The following is a 24,782-nucleotide window of genomic DNA, read 5'->3' on the forward strand; positions in this document are numbered from 1 at the left end:
GCGAATGGTCAGATGCAGGGAATGGCGCAGACTGGCGGACAGGATTCAACGCAATGGGCAGGACAGGCTGGACAGGCACATCAGGGGACAATGTCCAATCAAGGACAGACCAATTCGGGACAGAACTTTGGCCAGTCAATGCCAGCCAATGCGACGCAGGCGCAGCAGGAACAATTGGTTGGAGGACAGCAAAATAATTTTAGACAGGGCAATGTCAATGGTCAGATGCAACAGCCGGAGAATCTGTTTATCAACAATCAACCACATCGGTCTAGTGATTCGCGTATGTCACCGATTGAACAGCTGCAACGTCCGCAACAGGCTGCTATGCAACAAGCTAAAAATCAGCTGTTAAATCAGGTTATGGAAAATACGCCTCAAACTATGAATGTATTGCGGGATTTGGCGCAACTATTGCTTGATGATGGAAACGTCAATCAAAAAGATGCTTTGCTGTTAAAGAGTTTTGTTAATGGTAAGGAAGCACTACTTAATGCAAAGGAAGCTCAACAACTTCAGCAACTGATTCGTCTATGTCAGGCTAATGTACCTGCAACGATACAGCAGGCTGCTTTACAGCAAAATATTCCGGATCTTCCTCGGTTATGGGCTTTTATGCAGCTTTGCGATATCATCTATACACGAAATATGACTGCGCGACAGTTGAAAAAAGCCGGTAAAGATGTAGCTGCGTTTGTTCTTTCTATGCGTAATTCCATGGAAGGGGATAATCGTGCAGTTCCTGGACAACGCTCTTTGAACTTTATGATGCCCATGTATATGGGGGAAGAGAGCACGTATCCTTCTTATATCCATGTATATGATGAAAAACAGCCGGATCCGGAAACCGGTGAACTGAAAAAAGAAACCTGGTTGCGTTTGTGCGTGTTGACGGATAATATCGGAGCCGTGGAAATCACTTGCCGGGTCTATCAGGAAAATCAGTTGGATATGCGGCTGTTTTTCTCCAGCACGGAAATCGCAAATGAATTCCGGGCAGAGATGAATACTTTGCGTAACTCTTTAAGAGACAGCAAACTTAGATTGAAAGAAATAAAAGTCGGAGCTGCAGGTGAGCGTCGATTTATGTAATTTTACCATAACTGTCCTTGACACACGGACGATTGTGACATAAAATGATAGTGAAGGAACACTCAGGCAGGTGAACAGGAATGCAGAGACAACGGGTACCACTAAAAACAGAACCGGAAACAGATCCCAATGCCCCTCAGCAGGCGGTGGCGTTAAAATATGATATGGAGCAGGATTCTGCACCGCGAGTGGTAGCCAAAGGTCGCGGGCATGTAGCAGAAAATATAATGGCTGCTGCGCAGAAGAATGCGGTTCCTGTTTACCAGAACAAGACGTTGGTCAATATGCTTATGGCTTTAGAGATAGACCGTGAAATTCCACCGGAGCTTTATCGCACGATTGCCGAAGTTATGGCCTATGTATATCGTATTGACAAGAAAGCGAAAAAGAATCCGCCTGAGACGAACCGCTGATACAGTATGTTTGAAGAAGGGCAGACCATGAAGAATCAGATTCTGGGAAGTCAGGGAGAACAGGCTGCTGCAGATTTTTTGCAGCAGCAGGGTTATCGAATTTGTGCCCGTAATTTTCGCGTGCCTGTGGGAGAGATTGACATCATCGCCCGTCAGGGGGAAGTGTTGGCCTTTGTGGAGGTTAAGACCCGGCATAGTAATCGCTATGGAACTCCTGCGCAGGCAGTGAATTTTCGCAAACAAAAGAAAATAATTCAGACTGCTCAGTGGTTTTTACGGCAGAAACATTTAGAGGATAAGTGTTTCTGCCGTTTTGACGTGATAGAGGTTTATGCTTTGTCTACAGGAAAGTGGCAGGTAAGACATTTACCGGGAGCGTTTGAGTGCTGAAAAGTGGGGAGGGATTTGATGTTTGCACGGACTTTTGGGGCAACGACTTTGGGCGTAGACGGGCTGATTATTGACGTGGAAGTCGATTCAGCCGCGGGCTTGCCCGGCTTTGATATTGTAGGGCTGGCAGATGCCTTGGTAAAGGAAGCAAAAGAGCGGGTGCGTACGGCGATTCGCAATTCCGGGATTCAGCTGCGGCAGGAAAAGGTGACGATCAATCTGGCCCCAGCTGATGTGCGCAAAGACAGTTCTGGACTTGATTTGCCGATTGCTGTGGGGCTGCTCGCTGCTTACGGTCTGATTTCAGCAGAAACTTTGGATAAGTACCTTTTTGCAGCAGAACTTTCGCTAGAAGGAGAATGCCGTGGCATTCGGGGAATTCTGCCTATGGCGGTAAAGGCCAAGGAGGCAGGCTTTCAGGCGATGTTTGTCGCCCGTGATAATGCCAACGAAGCCCTGCTTGTAGATGGGCTGGAAGTTTATGCGGTAGACAATCTGGCACAACTGGTGGGCTTTTTGACTGGGCAGGAACGCTTGCTGCCGGTAAAGCCGCAAGCACCGATTCGGGAAGAACGGGAATTTGCCGATGATTTTGCTGATGTGCAGGGACAGTTTCAGGCGAAGCGGGCTTTGGAAATTGCCGCTGCTGGTGGGCACAATGTGCTGATGGTTGGTGCACCGGGCGCCGGCAAGACCATGCTGGCGCGGAGAATGGGGTCTATCCTGCCGCCAATGGGGACAGAGGAAAAATTGGAAGTTACCAAAATTTACAGTGTAGCGGGATTGCTGAAGGGCAGTGGCTTGATTGAGGAAAGGCCATTTCGCAGCCCGCATCATACGGCATCTATGGCGGCAATGATTGGTGGTGGCAGTGTGCCAAGACCGGGGGAGGTAACCCTGGCTCATCATGGTGTGTTGTTTTTGGATGAGCTTCCGGAATTCAATAAAAAAACATTAGAGGTACTCAGAGAACCAATAGAAGACCGAAAATTAACAATTTCCAGAGCAAATGCCTCCATAACATTTCCTTCCAGTTTTGTGTTAATTGCCTCGATGAATCCCTGTGTATGCGGATGGGCTCATGATGAAGAGCATGAATGTAAATGCACAGCCTATGAGATAAAACGGTATAAGCAGAAAATATCCGGGCCGCTGCTGGACAGAATGGATATACATCTTTGGGTGCCTCGCGTGAAATACGACGAACTTGCCGCAAGAAAACGGGCGGAATCTTCTGCGGAGATTCGTAAGCGGGTGGTTGCGGCGAGAAAAATCCAGTTGTCCAGGTTGAAAAAATATCATCTATTCTGTAATGCGCAGATGAATCATGCGCTTTTACAGAAACTCTGCGTATTGGAGCCGGCTGCTCAGCAGCTGTTGAAACAGGCTTTTCAGAAAATGGGCCTTTCCGCAAGGGCTTATGATCGGATTGTGAAGGTGGCTCGTACCATAGCGGATTTGGCCGGCGAGAAAAATATTCAGGCTGCACATATTGCGGAGGCCATACAACTGCGAAATGACCGATGTCTTGAGGTGTGAAAGACAAAAAATGCGTGACAAGGAGACAAGAACAGTGTACAATAAGTGTTGCTGTAAATTTATGCATTAAAAGTGAGGAAAAATACATGACATGGTTTAAGTTTGTAGCTGGTGCCTTGTTCGGCATGGGCATGTTCCTCTTTCCCGCAGGAGAAGGGGAGGGCTTTAGTACTCCGGTAGGCTTGCTGACGGAGTGGTTAGAGAAGCTGATTACCGCCAATGCACCGTGGTTCTTGTACCTGCTGGTGGCGTTTTCGGCACTGGGCGCGCTTGCCTGCCGGTTTTATACGCCGGAATTCATTGCCCGGCGCAAGTGGGCGGCAGGTTTGTTTGCTGTTTCCTGGCCATATCTTTTAACCCGCCTGGTGGCTTTAGCGGTGGTTATCTGTGTCGGTGGTGAAATCGGCCCGGAATGGATTCGGGGTGAGGATGTCGGCGGCAGCATGGTAGGGCTGTCGCGAACGCTGGTGGCGCTTGCCTTTTCCTTGAGTTTTGTCCTGCCGTTTTTGACGGACACGGGGATTATGGAGTTTACCGGCGTGCTCTTAAAGCCGGTTATCCGTCCGCTATTCCATGTGCCGGGACGGGCATCGGTTGACCTCATTGCCTCCTGGCTGGCTTCATCGAATACGGCGGTGCTCATCACGGCCGGTCAGTATAACAGCGGCTATTACAGTCGCCGGGAAGCGGCGACCATCATGACGAATTTTTCGCTGGTGTCCATTCCCTTCTGTATGGTAGTGGCCGGAACCCTGCATGTGGAAAAATATTTCCCGCTGCTGTATCTGACGGTAACGGCCGTAGGGCTGCTACTGGCGGTTATCGCGGTGCGCATTCCCCCGCTTTCAACGGTAGCGGAGGAATATCGCGGTGAACCGCAACTGCGGGAAGAAGTGCCGCAGGGCAATTCGCTCGTCAGTTGGGCCATTGCGGCGGCTTTGGAGCGGGCGGAGAAATTCCGTTTGTCGATTGCCGTAGGTGTGGGCCTGGAAATGGCTGTGGGGATTTTGTTTGACCTCATTCCCATCGTCATTGCCTGGGGAACCATCGGTACGCTGCTCGTCAATGAAACGCCCATTTTCCAATGGATAGCCTATCCCATGGGGCTTTATATGTGGGCAATTGGCATACCGGATGCATTCACATTGGCGCCGGCAACGCTGGTGGGCTTTATCGATATGTTTATCCCTGCCCTGATTACCAACCAGGATGCTGGCGAACAGATTCGTTTCTTTATTTCGGCACTGTCGCTCGTGCAGATTATCTATCTGACCGAGGTGGGCAGTATCATTGTCAAGAGTGATGTCGGGCTCGATATGAAACGGCTGTTCATTATCTTTTTGGAACGTACACTCATCGCCATTCCGCTGTTGTGGTTGGTGACGAAATTTTTTGTCGGTTAAAAGCATATTATAGAAGGAATTTTTTGTCTCCTTACAGAATACTACCATAATGGATTAAAGCATTACTGGAGGGAGCGCAAATGTTAGCCGACTGGAAAAAAAAATTTGCTAATATTGACGATGCTTTTGCGCCAGTTTTGGTTTGCCGGAGGCATGTTGACGATTTCGAAGTCCTGCATATTTCTGCAGGGCTTTGTCGTATGTTCAAAATGAGCCGCGAAGAACTCTATGACTTCTTTATGCTGCCGACAAATGAGCAGATACATCCGGACGATTTGGTACGCGTGTTGCGTATGGTGCAGCACGTTTTTCATCATCCGGAGGAGCTTATGCAGTTTACTTACCGCATGGTTCTGCCGCGCAAAAAAGATGAATATATCTGGCTTATGTCGACCATTTATGGCCGTAAATTAACCGATGGCTCGGTTTTGCAGTACATCGCGAGTATTGACATAACGGCTGAGCGGGAAGAACAGGAAAAACAGGCGGCGATTTTTACGCATACCAACGCCCTGTTGGAGCGGGTTTTGGCGACCACGCAGACGGCACTTTTTTGGAAAGATAAGGAAAGACGCTTTCAAGGGGCAAACAAAGCCTTTCTGGACTATTATGATTTTCCCTCGGAAGAGGTCATCCTGGGGAAGACCGATGAGGACATGGGCTGGCATGAGGACGAAGAACCCTTCAAAAGTGATGAGTGGCGTATCCTGCGGACGGGAGAATCGACTTACCGCGTCCGTGGAAAATGTATGAGTCATGGGGAAATGCGGGATATTGTCGCTAGTAAGAGCCCCTTGATTGAAAACGGTGAGATTGTCGGCCTGGTGGGCAGTTTTGAGGATGTGACCGATGAAACCCGCCATCAGGAGCAGGTCGAACAGCTCAATGAACAGCTGCGGCACGCACTCGACAAGGCGGAAAGTGCCAATCAGGCCAAGACGGCTTTTCTCTCCAATGTGAGTCATGATATGCGCACGCCGTTAAACGGCATTTTGGGCATTACCGAACTGGCGTTGAAGACCGACGATATCGAAAAGATACGGGGGTATCTGCAAAAAATCATGACGGCAGGTTCCCTGCTGAAGGATTTGATTAACGATACGTTGGAGCTTTCCCGGATTGGCAGCGGCAAGAAAAAGCTGGACTATGAGGTGGTGGAGGCAAGCTCCATGCTTGACCGCCTGATTACTTCCATTCGCTCGGCTGCTGAGCAGAATGGAGTCAATTTCCATGTGGATTTGCCCTTTGACGAACTGGGCTTTGTGCGCACAGACCGTTTGAAACTGTCCAAGGTACTGCTGAATCTCCTGTCCAATGCCGTAAAATTTACACCCAAGGGCGGTGATGTATGGCTCCTGGGCGAGGTGCTTTCCTGCGATGAGCACGAGGCGGCCTGTCGCTTTACGGTCAGGGACAATGGCGCAGGCATGAGCAAGGAATTTCTGCCCAAGATGTTTAATCCCTTTGAACAGGAAAATGCCCTGTCCGTGCAGGGCAAGCAGGGGACAGGACTGGGGCTTTCCATTGCGAAGGAGCTTTTGGATGTTTTGGGCGGTACGATTGCGGTGGAAAGTGAGAAGGGCAAGGGAACAACCTTTATCGTGGAGGTTCGTTTTGAGCGTACGGAACGTATTGGCGAGCAGACGGCTATAGAGACGGAAATGGTATGCCTGGATAATCGGCAGATTCTGGTCTGTGAGGATAATGAGCTGAATCGGGAAATCGTCACGACCATTTTGGAAATGCATAAATTAAAGGTAATCCATGCGGAAAATGGAGAACAGGGCGTTCAGCGCTTTATGGAATCCCCGGAATACAGCATTGAAGCAATCCTGATGGATATCCGGATGCCTGTGATGGATGGGCTGACGGCAGCGGCAAAGATACGGCAGTTAGAGCGGAAGGATGCCGCATTGGTGCCCATTATTGCCCTGTCGGCCAACGCCTTTCAGGAGGACGTGGAAGATTCGCGCAAAGCGGGTATGAATGACCATCTGACCAAGCCCATCGAGCCGGTTTTGCTTTTAAATTGCCTGCAGCGTCAAATCGGCAATTATGAAGCACAGCGAAGGGGGCGGTGATGATGGAGTTGAAACGTGAAGATATCAAAAGCTTGACGGCCATTTTCCCCGGCAACTGTGCTGTTTATAAGCTGAAGGAGAGGACGCTGGAATTTCTGATGTCCTCCGAGGGACTGGAAGAAGTAGGCCATCGTGTCGGCCGGGTGTTTTTAGCGGATGTGCAGCTCGATTTATGTGCGCGGATATTTCAGAACGACCGCCGTTTTTTGCGGGAGGCCGTGGAACAGGCATTAACGAAAGGTTCTGCCGAATGCGTTTACCGCATCGGGCATGAGGAGCGTGACGAATTTATCTGGGTGCATACTATTGTCAAATACATCGGTGAACTGGAGGATAGCCCTGTGCTGATTCTGACCTTCCGCGATGCGGCGGAAAGCAATCAGGCCCAGCTGGAACTCTTAGAGGATATGGACACCATTGTCTATGTCTGCGATGTGGAGACCCAGGAACTTTTATATGCCAATCGGTCGGCGGTCAGAAACAGCCAGCAGCAGAGCAGCTACAGCGGGCATAAATGCTATAATTACATGTTCGGCAAAAACTGTGTCTGTGAGGATTGCCAGTTAAAACATCTGCAAATGGACGGCAAGCAGGAACTCGTGCGTCACGACAGTGAAAATGACCGTTATCTGAATATCGAAAAGAAGGGCATCAGCTGGTATGGCCGCTTTGCCTGTGCGCATTTCATCAATGATGTGACGGAGAAAAAGCGCAATGAACGGATGCTCGCGATGGAGCGGGAAACAACCGCCAAGGCCGCCTTTGTGTCCAATGTGAGCCATGATATGCGCACGCCGCTCAACGGCATTTTGGGCTTTACGGAGCTGGCTATGCAGAGTACGGGCGATGATAAGCGCGCAGAATATCTGGAAAAAATCCGTACGACCGGCAAATTTATGCTGAATCTCATCAACGAAACGCTGGACTTAACGAAGATTACCAGCGGCAAACTCGAAGTCGAACCGGAAAACTGCAATATCCAGAACGTGTTGGACACCATTGTGGTGTCGGCCTATGCCAATGCGGAAGTCAAAGGCGTAGAATTCGTTACCGAACTGGAAGGTTTGCATTTTACGGATGTGTATGTGGATGTTTTGAAATTGCAGAAGGTCATCTTAAACCTGCTCTCCAATGCGGTGAAATACACGCCGGCAGGGGGAAAAGTTACGATGGTCATGGAAGGACCGCAGGATTTTGGCGAGGGCTATAACTGCCATATTGCCATTGTGGACACAGGGCTGGGCATGGAAAAAAGCTTTCTGCCCAAGTTGTTTGAGCCCTTTGCCCAGGAACGCAGCAAGCTCACGCGTAAGATAGAAGGGACAGGTTTAGGTATGTCAATTGTCAAGCAGCTGGTGGATTTATTGGGCGGTAAAATTACCGTGGACAGCGAACCGGGAAAGGGCACAAAGTTTGACCTTTGGCTGGATATCCCGCCGGGCAAGGAAGTGGATGCGGACGATACAGCTGCCAACAATTATCCGGAACTTGCCGGGATGAAGGTGCTGCTCTGTGAGGATAATGAAATCAACCGCGAATTGGTGTATAATCTGTTGGCGGTCTATGGCGTGGAAGTGCGCTGTGCTGCCGATGGGCAAAAAGGCGTGGCTATCTTTGCGGGTTCGCCAAAAGACAGCATTGATGTTATACTAATGGATGTGCGTATGCCCATTATGGATGGGCTGGAAGCCACCAGGGCTATCCGGGCCATGAGCCGCGAAGATGCCCGTTATGTGCCCATCTTTGGTTTGACCGGAGATGTGGATGAAGATTCGGTTGCAGAAGCCAAAGCGGCAGGTATGGATGACTGCTTGCCCAAGCCCGTGGATATTCCGCAATTGCTGGGAAAATTATCGGCGGCGCTGCATGCTAAGGGGGAAAAATAAAAAGTTCATGATTGTAATTGATAAACTGACCAAGAACTTTCCACATAAGGATAAACAGGGAAAGCAAACGGAAAAACTCGCTGTGGACGGACTGTCGCTTGCGGTTCGCCCCGGCGAGGTCTTTGGCCTGTTAGGACCAAATGGGGCAGGCAAGACCACGACTATCCGCATGCTGACCATGCAGCTAAAGCCCACCGCAGGCCGTATTGTCTATGGCGGGCGGGATATTTACAGCCCCGGTGAAGCCCAAAGGGTCAAGGATAGGATTGGGGTCGTACCTCAGCATGTGAATTTTGACCAGGATTTGACCGTGGGCGAAAATATGGAACTGCATGCCCGCCTGCACCATATGGAGCGGGCGGAGCGGCAGGCAAGGATTGCCGAGCTTCTAAATTATGTGGAACTTACCGATGTGATAAACGATAATGTGCGCCGCTTGTCCGGGGGAATGAAGCGGCGCTTGCTTATTGCCCGCGCACTTATCCATAAGCCGCAGATTCTCTTTATGGATGAACCAACGGTGGCCCTTGACCCACAAGTGCGGCGTCGTATCTGGGATTTGGTGCGTGGCCTTGCCCGCGATGGCGTGACGGTGTTTTTGACCACGCATTATATCGAGGAGGCCGAAAATCTCTGCCAGCGGGTGGCGATTCTCAATAAAGGCAAACTGTCTGCTTTAGACACTCCTGCGAATTTCAAAGAACAGCTGGGCAAATTCACGGTGGAATGGGATGGCGAAAATGGCCGGGAGTACCGCTTCTTTGGCGAAAAAGAAGCGGCGGCAGAGTTTGCCGGAAAGCAGGAGGCTTCAGGCGGCATCCTTATCCGGCCAACCAATTTGGAAGATGTTTTTATTGCCATTACCGGCTCTCGAATGTAATGGCAGTATTCCTATAATAGCGGAATGGGGAGTTTTAAACTCATAAGGCTTTATTCTTGACTAAGAGAAAAGGATGACGCCTTATGGGGTAAATTTATAATAGACTGAAAAATTGATAAAAATAAAAATTTTTTGCGTTAGGGGTGTATTTTTTTGAACAAATGTGGTACACTATAGATGTCGATAGGCAAGTGACCGGATATCCCACCGGTTTGCATTCGGAAACCTATCGGTCTCTTCTCTGGAAACATATCCCAGTTTCCAGTATCCCATTTCCTTACATCTTTTTAGAAAGAACCGGAGTCAGTGGAGTGATACCGGTTCTTTTGTTATGCAATTTTAGATAAATGTATAGCGGTGAAAAGGCTTCGACACCTTATGAAATAAGGTGGTTCGAGGCTTTTTGTTTTATAGTGAAGTGCTGCATTGGCTGTTCACATTCTCATGAATATTTTTCTCGCATGCAGGTATAATAAAGGCGAATGACGAAATAGTGCAAATAATGATATTGTTATGAGAAGAAGTCAGCATGGACATTCATGCTGACTTCTGTTGAAAGCAGAATGATAAGGCATAACATCGGGGAAAACTAAGGATTGGTGGAACGCAAGATTGGGAAGAAAGGAAGACTATCCATGAGTATGTACAGAAGATGGCTGCGGCATCGCCAGGCTGTAACGGCAGCTATGCTGGCAGGAATGTTGGCGGTTCCTGGGATAGTTTGCGCTACGGAAATAACTAAAAGTACCAATAGTAATACGGTGACACATGAGGGCAATGTCTATAAGGTGTTGGCAGATAAGATGCTGGATGCCAATACGGCCTTTAACCGTTTTTCGAAGTTCAATCTCAGTCAGGGGGATATTGCCAATCTCTATTTTGGTACCAATACCAGTGGGGCCGCTGCCCGGCTGATTAACATGGTGGATAATCCGGTGAATGTTGCTGGCATCGTCAATGCCCTGCAGGGGGGCAGGATTGGCGGTGATTTGCGCTTTATTGCTCCCGGTGGCATTGCCATTTCTTCTAGTGGTGTTATCAATGCGGGACAGGTAGGTCTTATTGTGCCCACGCAAGATTATTACAATAAGCTGCTTAACAATCCGTCGCTGATGACGGCAGCGAATTTCCTGAGTCCTGAGCATATAAAAAACGGTGAGGTGCCGCTGAATCTGGATGGTTCCATCACGGTAGCAGGTGCCATAAATACGGTGGATGGTATGACGTTGGCGGCGGCCAATATCGATTTGCAAAAGGACGCGAAACTGTACAGCAATAAAGTGGTGGACTATGCCGATTTGGTCAATGTGAAAGATGCAGCGGGCGAGGTTACCGTTAGTGCCGGATTGGATGGGAACCTTAAGTTGTCCAAGAGTGCGGCAGGAGATATTGTCATTGCCGCTGTGGCCGATGCCAAGAATACGGGGGAAGCCACCGAAGCATCACTGAATGACTCGTTGAAGTCCTGGCTGCAGACGACCGGGAAAAATATTTTTAAACCAGCCGGCTGGTCAGAGGAAAAGACTGTCAAAGCCCAGGTGACGATGAACAAAGGTGCAGACGTACACGCTGATGGTAATGTGGATGTTACGGCTACGGCTATGGCCAGCAATGTGAAACCGGAGGGGGAAGCAGCTGCTCCAGCAGCGAAGCCGTTGCTGGCCTTGCAGGCCAATATACAGCTGGATGGCGGGATAAGCGGTTCCCGGGTAAATATAGCGGCGGCTACTAAGGATCAGTATACCGTTGAAGTGGGGAAAGATGCGGATACGATTTTAGAGAAACTCAAAATCAATGAGATGCCTGTCTCTGCAGCCTATATGAGCCATAAAAACTCTGCCCGGGTGACGGTGGGCAAGGGGACAAACATCATCGCCAGCGGCGTTGATGTCACGAAACAGGTCGAAGGCGAGAATGTGACAACTAGTGCCCTTACCATCTCAGCCACAGGGGATTTCAATGCTCAGCTTACTGCCCAAGGAGAAAAGGAGAATGGAAATAATCAATTGGTGGCCCTTTCGGTGGCCAATTTTCAAAATACCGTTGAAGTCAGCGTAGATGGAAATCTGACAGCAGAAAACGGTTCGATAGCCATGTTTTCCACGGGTAATACCAATCTGACGGCCGCCAGCAGCAATAACGCCTCCGAACAGGATAAAAACGGCCTGAATCTAGCTGGCAATATGGTTGAAGGGGATACGTCTGCCCAGATGAATTTGGCCGCTTCTGCCCAGGTTAAAGCCGGTAATCTTGAGGCTGATGATGACGATGATGACGATGATGAGACACCGGGCCATATTACGGCAGCTGCTGAGGTCAACGAAAATCTGCATGTAACTGCCGACAGCAGTGTCAACGAAGGCGGTTTTGGCAGTTCGGCAATAAATTATGTGAAGGTCAGTGAAGATGCCCGGGTTATTGATGCTGCGCAACTGTCAGCTACGGGAGATATAACGATTAAAGCGACGGAAAATAATGATGAACGGGTGATTACGGCCAATGTTCCGCCGCAGGAGGATGAAGAAATCCAAATTTACAAACCGGTAGGTTTGGATTTTAATTTGAATATACAGGATAATCTGAAGTTGCCGGATTTGTACAGCAATTTAAATGTGGCTTTGACCGGGCTAGAGGTTCCCAATTCGGATTGGCCGTCTATCTTGTCTGTTTTGGGTAAGTATCTTACCGTAGGCGCCAGTGTCAATGTGGTGTCCGGTGACAGTCAGGCTTTGATTAAGATCACCAAGGACGCTTCCCTGAGTGCGAATGGGGAATTGTCGCTGCTGGCTCAGCAGTCTAATCCAGATGTACAGATAGGAGCTGCAGGTCTTATCAGTGCCGGCAGCAGCGGCCAGCAGAAAACAGCACTGCTCAATGCTGCCGTGTCCTATGTGGATATCACAAATAAGGCTGAGGTGAATATTGAAGATGGAACTGCTGGCAGTAATGATAACAATAAAAATGCCTACCTCAGGGGGGGCGATTCCATCAGTATTGATGCAGAGACCACCAGTGGCCATAGGCGGCTGGACAATACCATCGATAAAGTCAAGAAAATCAAGGATAGTCTGAAGGAGACTTTCTCGGCGAAAAAATGGGCAGACAGACGGCAGCATTTGGAAGATTTATATACGGCAATAGAGGAGCTGGAGCAGAATGATTGGGATCCCTTGGGGATTCAAACGGTGGTCAATCGGGCGGTGACCGTGTACAATGATTTGGGTGAAATGAAAACCGCTGGGGCAAATGTTGGCGTGGCCATGAGAGCCATCGCCGGCCTTACTACCCCTGCCAAGGTGGCCAATTATTTTGTGGACAGCGCTACCAGTTCCACAATGGAGCATGACCGGGAGAAAAAGACCTCCGAGGGAGGAAGTGCTGCGTCCTTGTCTCTGGCCGGGGCAGTTAATGTAAATCTATTGGCTGACCAGGCTGTTATAGGGATTGGCAAGGGTGCGAATATTGACGTAGATGGAGATTTAACGGCTCAGGCCAATATAAACAAGAAAGACATTGTGATGAACGGCCACCTTAAGCCTTCTGGAGCATCCTCCACGGCTGTGGGGGGCGTGGTGAATGTCTTCAATTCTCGTACCAGCAGCACTCTGGATTTGGCTGGAGCGCAGAATCTGCCAGTTAGTTTGATGGGAAAAAATGTGGCTCTGATGGCGACGAACGATACGGGACATTATTTGCTGAACGGCGGGGCAGGTTCAGCCGCCAATAAGTCCAATCAGACCGGGAATAACGATACTACTGCTGATACCAAGGCCTTGCAGGGCACCGTCAGCTATGTTGGCGGCGAGAGTGTGTCCAAGGTTTCCCTCAATAAAGATACGGTGGTAAAGGCAACCGGAAAGCAGACCAAGGCAGAAGTGCAGAAAGAAATTGACGCCGAATGGAAGAAAATGACCAAAAAGGAAAGAAAGGAAGAAGGTAAGAAGCAAGCCAAAGAACAGGGTGTAGTGGATATACAGGCGAAAAATACCGCTCAGGTTATCAATGCTGCAGGAGGCTTGGCTTATGGCAACGGTTCCATGGGGATTGGCGCTTCCGTGGCAGTGATGAATTTTGATACCAATACACTGGCTCAGGGCAGTGGGACGGTTGATGCACATGCTTTGAATCTGGCTGCACAGACGGATGGTTATGTACATGGCCTCAGTGTGGCTGGTGGTATTATTGAGCAGACGGATAATGGCAAATCCGGAGGCTCGTTGGCAAATTTTGCAGCGCAGGTCAGCGGCGGGTTCAGCAATTTCCTCCAATCCTATCAGTCCTTGTTCAATACCAATAATAATAACCTTTTGGGCGGCAGCCTGCAGACGCTGGAGAACAGCCAGGAAGATAAGGACGAGAAGGAGACGGGGCTGGGAAATCTGACTAGTGGTCAGACTATGCCCAGTTTTACGCTGGCTGGAGCCGGCAGTGTCTCCGTAAATCTAGGTAAAAATCAGACGCGTGCCCTGCTGGATACAGCCCAGGTCACCCTCAGGGATAACGGTAAGGACCGGAGTAAAAGTATGGATGCAGCCTGGCTTGATAACAAGGCGGCAGACAGTTTGTTCCACGGTGCCTGGAGCGGGGCAGCGGCTCTGGATTTCCAAAGCATCCGCCTGAAGAAAAACACCAAGGACTCTGCTGCCACAGTGGGCATTTCTGGGGCTGTGGCTGTCAATAAGGTAGACAGTGATGTGCTGGCACAGGTGAAAAACAGCAAAGTGTCCCTTTTGGATACAAAGGGGGACGTGGTTAATGCGGAAGGACAACTGTTGAATGTCGCGGAGAAGAAGGGTGCCTTGTTGGCTGGTGGTACGGCCATGGCGGTGTCTAAGGCCCGGAAAAACAGTTATAATTTCCAGGGGGCTGCATCCACTTCGGTAAATATTGCCACAAGTAATGTCAAGGCTGAGATGACGGGGAATAATGATATAACGGCGAAGAATGTGGAGAATACTGCTTTTGATACGGATACCCAGGTGACTGGGGGCGTCAATCTGTCCATTGCTGCCGGCGGCAAGGGGGCAACATCGGCTGGTGGGACGGTGTCCTTTGCCCAGCTCCAGAACAAAGTGGGGGCAGTTATCTCCGGCGGCACTTACAGCCTGACAGGGCGGCTGGCTAATGCTGCTGCTACCTCCATCACCCAGGTCGGGGGCGCAGTGGGCCTGTCTGTAGCCGCTCCTTCCGGTGGCAAGAGCTACGGCTTCCAGGGAGTAGTGTCCTATAATAAGCTGGTCAATAAGGACGAAGCCCTTATCGAAGGGGCCGATATCATGGCCAATGCCGTGGCGAATACGGCTCAGGATCAGGTAACGGGTGCATCTGAGGAATATAAGAAGTATGACCAGGAACTGGTCAATGCCAACGTAGATGTAAAAGGTGACAGCTACACCGATGAGATCAAACAGAAGAACAATGGCGATACCCTGACCGTCAACGAAAGCCTGAATAAGAGCAAATATGGCAACAAGATTATCACCGCCGCCTTTGGTCTGGCTACCTCCGGCAATGGTTCGGGATTGGCTTCCATGGTCATCAGCGATGTGGATAATGATTTTTCCGCTTTGGTCAAAGGCGGAAAACTTTCCGTGGGGAAGGATTCCAGCGGGGACAATGTGTTGGTGCGGGCATATTCCAATACGTTGGGGGTCAATACCGCTGCTGGGGCTGCAGGTTCCAGAAAGGGCTTTGGGGCCGCAGGTTCCCTGAGTCTCCAGCTCACGGATAATGATGTGACGGCTGGCATCGAGGGGACTGCGGTGCAGTCCCGTGGTGTTGCTGTTCAGTCAGGTACCGGGGCCAGCAATGTGAATGTGGCCGGACAGGTGAGCATTGCGGGTGGCACGGCTTTGGGCATGGCCATGGGCTATAATCTGTTGAATAATGATACTACGGCTTATACGAAGAATATCACTCTCAACGATGGGTTCAAGGTGGCGGCTCCTTTGGAGGTGACTGCTGACAATAAGGCCGCTGTCTATGCTGTTGGGGCAGGTGTGGGTATTTCCCGGGGACTGGGGATAAACGGTGCTTCCGCCATCAACCGGGGACATAACTCCACTGTGGCCAAGGTGGAAAATACCAAGACTTACCATACTTCCAGAGTCAATGTGAAGGCGGATGACAAGACCAGCAAGCTGGCCGTGGTGGGCAATGTCCAAGGGAGCGGCACGGCTGCTATTGGCGGTTCCTTCGTCTATAACGACATCGGTACGGCCAAGGAACGCCAAAAGACAATGGCGTCTTTGGTGAATTCCAATGTGGTTGGTGATACCACCGTCATGGCGAAAAACGACAGCGCGCTGACCACTGTGGGTGTAGGTGTTGGCTTGAGTACAGGTGTGGCCGCTGTTCAGGGGGCCGTTACGCTTACCAACATCAAACAGGATGTTGGGGCACTGGTATCCGGCTCTAATGTGAGTGGGGGAAATCTGGCTATTCAGGCGGCTAATAATGAGAAAATGCGCACGGTGGCAGCTGTCTTGTCGGCAAGCCGCAATGTGGCCATCGGTGCAGGTCTGGCCATCAATACGGACGATTCAACTGTGGCGGCTAAATTGTTGGGCGGCAAAGCTGAGGTCAAGAAACTGGATACAAGTGCTGCCAGCAATGCAGTCATCAATAATATTGCTGCCGGTGGTGGTGTGGCCCTGCAGGGGGCTGCTGTCGTGGGCTCGGTGGCCGTAAATACAATCAAGACCAGGACCAATGCGCTGGTAGGGGATAATGCCACGGTGACGGTTAACGGGGGCAGTGCCGTCGTAGCCGCCATGGGCGATGAGAGCATTAAAAATATCGTCGGTGTGGTTTCTGGTGCCGGGCAGGGAGCCGGTATCGGTGCAGCCGTGGCAAAGAACACCATTAGCAGCGATACCTCGGCCATTATCAGTGGTGATAACACAGTAGTCAAGGTGAGTAATGCCCAGGCAGTGAAGCTGAAGGACGGCCTTGCCAATACTGAGGGAGCCATTGCCGGAACATTGGCTTCGGCACCAAAGGATGGTAAAAACAAGAGCTCGGCAGCCGATGGTGAGAAGATTTTGGACTCTTATGCCAACTTGGCAGACAAGCGGATAGAAAATGCTTATAAGGGGCTGGTGGTATCTGCCTCTGGTACGCATACCATTAAATCCTTGTTGGCCAATGCCGGTTTAGCTGGTCAGGGTGTCGCGATAAATGGCACCTTTAATGTGAATGAAATTGGTGGCAGTACCCTGGCCAAAACGGATAAGGCCCGGCTGCTGGTAGAAGGGGATAATGATCTTGGTGTCATCGCACATGACTATACCAATGCTTATGGCATGGTGGGTACTGTAAGTGCTGCTGGTCAGGGCGTAGGCGCAGGTATGGGCAGTGATACGGCCACGGTCAACCGGAAGACAAAAGCGCAGATCAGCGGGCAGAAGCGTAGTGACGATGATATTCAGGCCAGAAGTCTGAGACTGGAAGCTGCGGCCTGGCAGGGGCTGGCTTCGCATGTGGCAGGACTTGGTTTTGCTGCTATGGGGGCTGGTATCATGAGCGGTACAGGGAGCTATACCCTTGCTTCGGAAACGGAAACCGCCATGGATAATGTCCGGGCAGGGCTCCGTGGAGCCTATTCCCAACAGGCAGAACATCATGGAAAATTGTACAGTGATGCCTATTCCCTGGGCCTGAGCGGACTAGGCGTGGGTGTAGGGGCAGGCGTAGCTGTAGTCAAGGAACAGAGCAAGGTGGATACGCTGGTCAACAATTCCATTTTATCCTTTACGTACAACGGAAACAGCACTATTCGAGCGCTGAATGACACGCGCTTGAACTATGAGCTCTATAATGCGGCTGTGGGCGGCATTGGCGGACTGGCTGGTTCCATTGGCGTGGCTAATGTAAACGATGATGTGACGACCAGATTTTTAAATAGCGAAATTGGCTGGAATAGTGAATTGGCTATTGCCGCCGAGAATAACATCAACTTCAACAATAAGGCCTTCACCGGCGCCGGCGGTTTGGCAGGCGTGGGAGTAGGTGCTGTGCTCAACACCATTGACAGCCGGGTGCAGACAGATATTGCGGGCAGCAGCTTGTATGCCCGGGGAACTTCTCTGACGGCAAAGGAAAACCGGAATATTGAACAGAGTGCCTATAATGCTTCAACCGGTGCTGCAGGTGCTTCGGCTAACGTGATGCTTACCAACGTAGGGCAGAAACTGGCCGATAGTTATGAATCGGCTGCCAACAAAGGAAAGGCCGCTGATGGTTCCAAGGTTGATGTCAAGGGGTTGCTGGACAGTGCAAATAAGGCTACGCAGGAAAACCAGCTGAAGGCGGAGGCTTCTCAGGGAAGGGCAGGAACTACTACTGCCGTTAAGGCAGCGACCGGCGGTCGGGATAGCGCAGGTGTAAGCCTTAAATTAGCCGATTCCTATGTGTATGGCCGTACGATATACAGTAGTTTGGGCAATATTAAGATGGCCAGCCAGGCCACGAACAATATCACCCAAAGCAATAAGGCGGTAAGTCTTGGTGGTGCAGTTATCAATGGTGCCGTGGGCATATTGAACAACGCTGGCCGCACGGCTGTAGATATCACCAATACCAGAGCAGTTGCGACGAGAAATATCGAAATCACGAATGGTGTTTCCGGGCAAAATACGCTGAATATTCGTCAGGGCAGTGCAGCTCTGACCGGGGCAGGTAGCATCGCCTATGCGGGTCTGGCGAATAATTCAGCCAATGGTATCAATATTGCAGGTAAGGAAAAACTGCTGGCAGAAAAAGGAAATATTAGCATAGAAAGCAAGGATGCGGTCAAATCCTCCGTGAACGCTATTGGCGTGACAGTAGGGGGGGCAGCAGTAGGCGCACTGGTAGCGGAAAACTCTGGCAAAGGCAGCAATACAGTTGCTATTAACAGCAATATGGAATCCATCGATAAGGAAGTAAGCATTCAGGCTCAGAGTGCGCCTGAGACGAAACTGACGGCCATGGCGGCCACGGGCAGCGGCTCCTTTGCCGGGCTGGGACTCAGCGCACAGTCTGAATACACGGGAAAGACCACTGTGGACGTTGGCCCAAAGACTTACCTTATAGGGGCCAATCTGAACATCAAAGCATACAGTGCTCCGAAGATTACTACCCAGGTGGGAACGGCTTCTTTAGGGCTTTTGACGGCACTATCGGGCACAGGCGTGAAGAATTCCATGGGTATCCAGAACAATCCTTATGTAACGCGGGTGAGTATTGGGGACAACAGTTCGTTGCTGGCATCAAAGGTGAACATTGAGAGCAACTGGCAGCCACAGCAGAAATTGGATCTCATATCGATGAGTGCCGGTATGGCAGCTGTCGGCGTAACCAAGGGGGTATTGGCGGCTTATGGGACAAATGATGTGCAGGTGGGCAAGTCTGCTTATGCGAATGACGCTGAACTATTGGTGAGTGGCAACACTGCGCTAAGCCAGGAAGGTCTGGTTGGTGGTATGTCGGCAGGCGGCCTGGCTTCCGGCAGCAATTTCCTGGAAACCGTGCGCAATGTCCGGAATACGGTGAATTTGGGCGGCATGAGCAATATGCAGAACAAAAAAATCCAGAATGTTATCGCTGGTTCGTACAACAGTCTGACGCAGACTCTTCGGGCTGTTGGCTATGGCGCCGGCTTTGCCACCATATCTCCGTTTACGGCGGTCATCAATGACCAGGAAAAACGGGAGACCAATATGGTTCTGAGCGGTGAATGGAATCTGTCTGGCTTTATGATGGCCAATGCACAGAATGCGGATGGCAATAACGCGCTGACTGTAGATGGCAAAAGTGCTGCTATGGTAGGGCTCAGCGGCGTGTCCATGACCCGTAATGCAGACAATACGGCTAAGGTACAGCTGAAGTCCGGCACCCGTGTCACCAGCGATAAGGAACAGTCCTATAACGCCAACAATGATCTGGCGGTCACGGAAACGCTGGAAGCTGCCGGTTATGGCGGTATCAATGGTTCGGGCAGCGAAATGAAGAATATAGGCAGCTATCGGACTAGCGTGGAAGTTGGGGAAGGTAACGGCAAAGGGGCTGTAGCTCTGACTGCCAATGGAGTAGAATCCGGTATCAGTATGGAAGCTTCCACCAACGGCACGGTAAATGCCAAAAATCAGCTGGAAGCAGGTGGCGCGGCCTCTTTGGTACGAGCCAGCAGCCAGCATGATTTCAATTATGATAACAACATCATTCTGCGCAATGCCAATCTGCTCAATAAAGGCAATTCTGCTAACATTGTCTTGGGGGCTGCAGACAATACAGCGCTGAATCTGATTACAGTGGGCAACATTCAGGGAGGTTTGGGCGGTAAGACTACGGCCATCACGGACAATAAACTGCAGCGCAGTGCCAAGGTTACCATCGTGGATAACAGCAGTCTTTTCAGCCAGGGCGAAATCAGCATGGCCGCAGGCGCCGATGCTGCTGGCCGGACGGGGAATCTTGACCTGTATGTTATGGCCGATGTGTACAATCGCACAGCCATACCCGTCAGCACCAAGCCGAGAATCACCAATAGCATGAAACAGGCCAATCAGGTGGATATTGGCAAAGGCAGCAAGGTTACTGCGGCCCGGGATATAAGTATTACGGCCAATACCGGCAAGGAAGGCCTGTTGGAATCTGCTTATGTCTATACGACTTATTCCAATAAGGCGAACAACAATCTCGTGTCCGTACTGCCCAATGAGAAGAACAGTGCGGAACAGCAGGATAATTTCGTGAATATCGCTGGGGAGGTCAATGCAGGTATCTATAATTCACTGGCTTTGGAAATCAACAGTGACCAGACGGTCGATATCATGGAAGGCAAAGACTGGTTTAAGGCTGATGGCGTTAAATTCGGCCAGCAGCAGACGGTCGATAATCCCTATTTCAAGGAATACAATGAACTGGTGAAGGCGCGCAAGACAGTTACAGACACTAATTTATCCAAATCCTATGATGCGGCGATAAATAGTCTCTTGCAGACTATGGCAGCCAAGGGCTATGCCCAGAAAAATGGCAGTGGCTATAACGTACTGGAGAAGGTTACGGTTAAGGCTACGGTGCTGCCCAATATCACCGTGTCCGGGGCCAATGTGGATGTCTATTCCCCCAGATTGACGGTGGGGGGCTCCCTTAAGGCCTTGGGGGCAAAGCGTATTTTCATTGTGGATAAAGGGAACAGCCGTCTGTTGGTAAATGATTTGGCATTGGCCAGTATAGGCGGTCAAGTAAGACTGAATGGCAAAAACTATAAGGCAGCCAATATCCAGTCATCTACCAATACCACTGCCCCCCTCCTTATGATTCAAAAGATAGCGGGTCAGGGCAATGAAGCTGACCTCCTGCTGCAGGGAAATCTGGTCAACAATGCCGGCAAGGTCAGCATTCGCAATGATGTTGGTGACATTCTGAACACAGGGACTATCTCTTCGGCCTATGCTACAGAAATCAGCGCGCCTAAGGGCAGCTATAGCCAGCAGGCCGGTAGTGCTAACCAGGTGATAGGGCTTGATCCGTTGGCCCCTTATACCTTTGGCAGTGAAATGTTTACTCGGGAACTCTATCTCTACCTGATGGAGCCTATAGCAAATAAGAGCGCGTATCGGGTGCTGAACCAGAGGGGGTACAGTGAGACCCACGATATTAGCAACTATGGCCAATATCTTATTGGTTGGGTGCATAACGTGTTCCAGCGTATGAAGAAGACGGAGGCTGGCCGGGCAGAGATTGCCAAGATTATGGGCCTCCCATATAGCCAGTTTGAGAAGAACTCCAAGGAACAGAATGCGGACATCCTTAGGAGAAAATATGCTTCCTTAACGAAGGAAGGCGCTATTGTGGCTGGCGGGGATGTGTCTATTGCGGCTGGTAATATCTTTGTGAACGGCCTTGTCCAAAGCGGTTACAGTTCCTATAGTACCGCCATTGATGCAGCAAAGGTGGCGGCTCTGGACAAACAGGTCCGCAAGGGCGTGTCCCTTACCGACAGCGATGTGTTGGGAAATGCCGACTATCTGGTAGATAGCGCCAGCGTCAAGGGCGGCAATGTCTGGAATGTTGATCTAAAGGCGTACGAAGGGATAATCAGTACTTATTACAATCCTTACACCGGTCATCTGTTGACGGCAGATACCGTGGTTAGGGGCGGTAATGTCTACCTTACCGGTAACGTCTACTCTACAATTCTGGGGGCAGGCCGGATTCTTTCCGCCAAAGGGGCGGCAGACCTGATGGTCAATGCGGAAAATCTGAACAAGGATCTCTATCTTGGTTCTATTGCCAATAACTATCGCAATGGCAATATCTTCATCAATGGAAAGCTGCAGACCGACAGATTCTATCGGCCAGAGAAAAATGCGGTGCTGCTCTGGGATATGAATGCGGGTGTTAACGTCAGACAAAATTATAGCTATAAGGTAGAGGTGAATTTCCATGATAAGAAGGTCGAAGACGGTAAGGAATCTGCCTTGCGGTACTTTGAGTTCCTGGGTAAGGGAGATGGATGGCCTGATGACAGGAAAAAGATAGAGAGTTTTTCTCTAACAGCATCCACAGATGTGAATCAACTTAAGAATATCAAGTCCTCTACTTTGCTGACAGATGATTGGAAGTGGACGCTCGGTAAGATGAGCATCGGTGAGGAGGAGGAACATAATTTAACCATTTCGCCGAACGATCCTAAGCCGTTCAAGGAAGTAAACCGTGGTTTTTGGAATGATGATTACCAGGTTTATAATTACAGCCGTACGCGTACGACTTCTTTAGAAAGCCGGTTTGGCATCAAGACAGACTATACAATTGATATGCAGACATTGACTTCTGCAAATGGTGGTTCTATCACCATCAAGGCTGGCGGCAATGTGGTTCTTACCAGCGACATTGCTGGGGCAGTAAAGGATGGCAAAGGGCTGGGCGATATTGGTATCCTTTCGCTGAATGGTGCCATCACGGCCGATGCGGGCAAGGTTATTACCGCCAATAAGCTGACCTTTAACAGCATGAAGGATATTGATGTGACCGTGAATGGTGCCAGCGGCAGTCCGATTGTCACAGGTGCTTCCCAGAACGGCAATGTTAGCATCACGGCCCAGGGCGGTCTGCTGGTGGATAATGTCATGGCCAAATCTGGTGGCAGGATAAACCTGACGGCAGAAGAGGACATCAAAGGAACAAATGATGGTTATCAGGGGGCCTTGACGGGAATGGAGATTAATCTCACCAGCAACAAAGGCACCATTGGCAGCGACAAGAAATATCTCAATGTAGAGTTGTTGGGCAATCAGGCTCGCGTCAATGCCGATGCCAGAGGCAATATCTATCTGGCGGCTCCGGAAGGTGACCTCAAAGTCGGCTATATCGTCAGTTCCGGCGGCGATGTGGGACTAAGAGCAAAAGGCAATATCATAGACGGTATTGGCACCAGCGGTGCTCTGTCTGACAGCCGGGATAAGGTGAATACCTGGCAGGCACTAGGAATTATCAGCGCCAAAGACCAGGACGACAGCAGTGTTGCAGCCGGCGCCGCCGAAAAGGCTGAACGCCTGGCCGGAGTCACTGGTCGATTGGAAACTCTGGGCTATGCCAACGGTAAGGACAAGGCGTACTATATCGGTATCGCCCGTATCTTTGCCAAGGATACTGAGGTGTTGAAACGCAAGGCTGCCTTTGAGGTCAAGGCGCAGAACATTACCGATGAGGCTGCCTATGAACGGCTTTTCCAGGAATACAGGCAGGAGCAGCAGGCTTGGTTTGATTCCGCTTATGCTGGTTTAAGCGAAGCGGAACGCGCGGCGGTCATGGAATATGGCCTTTTGGAAGCCAGCAGTGATTATGGGTTCTCCAAGAATCAGCTTCTCTATGCGATTCAGGACAGTATCGTAAACAGTACGCCGGGACAGATGGCAATCATTTCCAAGCCGAACATCAGTGCCCGGAATATCAGCCTCGATGCCGGCCAATCCGTGGGGTTCAAGGATAAGGCAGTTACTATTCAGGCCAAGGATATTGGCAACAAGGAAAACCTCCAAATCTTGTCGTTGGCCAAGGCTGGTGACCTTACCTGGGATGCAAATGGCAATGTAACGGTAGCACGTCACGTACCGCTGACGTTGGATATAAAGAAAGGCGGCAAACTCACCGTTAAAGATAGTCTTTCTACGTCGCTGGCAGGTACGGAGAACACCACCTTTGATTTTACTACAGGTTTTGGTCATAAAGATTACGATGTGAGCTTGATGACCGGCAATGGCATTTACCTGCCCTATGCAGATGCATCACGTATTATCGGGCGAAATGTTACGCTCTATGCTGGCTTGGGCAACATCGGCAGTCTGGACAATTACTTGCAGACCGGGATAGCGGGGGGCTTGGATGCCAATGCCGGTGGTTCGATCTTTATGAATAATGAAGGGGATTTGACCCTTGTTTCCGCTGTGGCAGGCGCCGACAGGCGCACGGTACTGGTGGGCTCCAATCAGGTTCAGCCTATTGCCGAAGATGAAACTGCAGGATTGTTCCTCAATACTACGGATAATATGTACATGAGTCAGGAGCGGGGCAAGGATATGGGGTACATCAGAGGTAACAGCATCAATCTCAGTGCTGGCAACAACCTGGGGACAGAGCAGGTTCCTCTTCGTATCTATACCAATGGTTCGGCTTTGAACCTGACCGGTAAGAATGCGTATTTCAGTGCGGTTGGGAATGGTGCTCCCTTGGCCATTAACCGTTATCGCCTGAGCAATCTGAATCTGAAGAATCCGGACCGCTTTATCTGGCAATTGGATCGTTCCGATACTTATTATACGGATATATACCGTTTTGAGCAGGCCGATTGGTGGCCGGATTCGGAATATGATCTGGATAGATGGGAAACGATGCTGGAAGCTGAAACGGACAATGGGGAACAAGCGGAAAAAATGAGGGAAAATAGTTATGTGAATATGGAGGAGGATGATAGTCAGCTGATTATCCAGCAGGAAAACGACGAAATGAAAATAACGAAAACAAAACAATCTTGATATATAATCTTTAATCTAAACCGCCCGAAGTCCTTCGCAGCTTAGCTGAGGGACTTCGGGCGAATTTATGTAAACGTT

At 50.2% G+C, this 24,782-nt stretch carries 8 protein-coding genes and 1 pseudogene; all 9 read left to right on the forward strand.

Annotated elements, in window-relative coordinates:
• Positions 1-1,092 (forward strand): annotated as a pseudogene (locus tag G598_RS17020) (hypothetical protein); the annotation flags it as partial.
• Between the two features lie 80 nt (positions 1,093-1,172).
• Entirely contained in the window at positions 1,173-1,505 is a 333-nt protein-coding gene (locus G598_RS0104080; protein ID WP_026765857.1) for an EscU/YscU/HrcU family type III secretion system export apparatus switch protein, read from the forward strand.
• Positions 1,506-1,532: 27 nt separating this feature from the next.
• Positions 1,533-1,895 carry a YraN family protein gene (locus tag G598_RS0104085; protein ID WP_026765858.1) on the forward strand — a complete coding sequence of 121 codons (363 nt, stop codon included), beginning with the start codon at positions 1,533-1,535 and terminating at the stop codon, positions 1,893-1,895.
• Positions 1,896-1,913: 18 nt separating this feature from the next.
• Positions 1,914-3,434 (forward strand): YifB family Mg chelatase-like AAA ATPase, encoded by a 1,521-nt coding sequence (locus G598_RS0104090; protein ID WP_026765859.1) that lies wholly within the window; start codon positions 1,914-1,916, stop codon positions 3,432-3,434.
• Positions 3,435-3,520: 86 nt separating this feature from the next.
• Positions 3,521-4,837, forward strand: coding sequence for a YjiH family protein (locus G598_RS0104095; RefSeq protein WP_051179922.1), 1,317 nt, complete (start codon positions 3,521-3,523; stop codon positions 4,835-4,837).
• 80 nt (positions 4,838-4,917) lie between these two features.
• Positions 4,918-6,918 carry a PAS domain-containing hybrid sensor histidine kinase/response regulator gene (locus G598_RS18480; protein WP_051179924.1) on the forward strand — a complete coding sequence of 667 codons (2,001 nt, stop codon included), beginning with the start codon at positions 4,918-4,920 and terminating at the stop codon, positions 6,916-6,918.
• Positions 6,918-8,804: an ATP-binding response regulator gene (locus G598_RS18485; protein ID WP_080656939.1), complete on the forward strand. Its 1,887-nt coding sequence runs from the start codon at positions 6,918-6,920 to the stop codon at positions 8,802-8,804. Before G598_RS18480 ends, G598_RS18485 begins: the two co-directional genes overlap by 1 nt.
• A 7-nt stretch (positions 8,805-8,811) precedes the next feature.
• Positions 8,812-9,684: an ABC transporter ATP-binding protein gene (locus G598_RS0104110; protein ID WP_026765861.1), complete on the forward strand. Its 873-nt coding sequence runs from the start codon at positions 8,812-8,814 to the stop codon at positions 9,682-9,684.
• 635 nt (positions 9,685-10,319) lie between these two features.
• On the forward strand, positions 10,320-24,704 hold the full coding sequence (locus tag G598_RS0104115; RefSeq protein ID WP_026765862.1) for a leukotoxin LktA family filamentous adhesin: 14,385 nt from the start codon (positions 10,320-10,322) through the stop codon (positions 24,702-24,704).
• Positions 24,705-24,782: the final 78 nt, after the last annotated feature.

The organism is Selenomonas ruminantium subsp. ruminantium ATCC 12561 (genome assembly GCF_000424065.1).
Lineage (GTDB): Bacteria > Bacillota > Negativicutes > Selenomonadales > Selenomonadaceae > Selenomonas_A > Selenomonas_A ruminantium.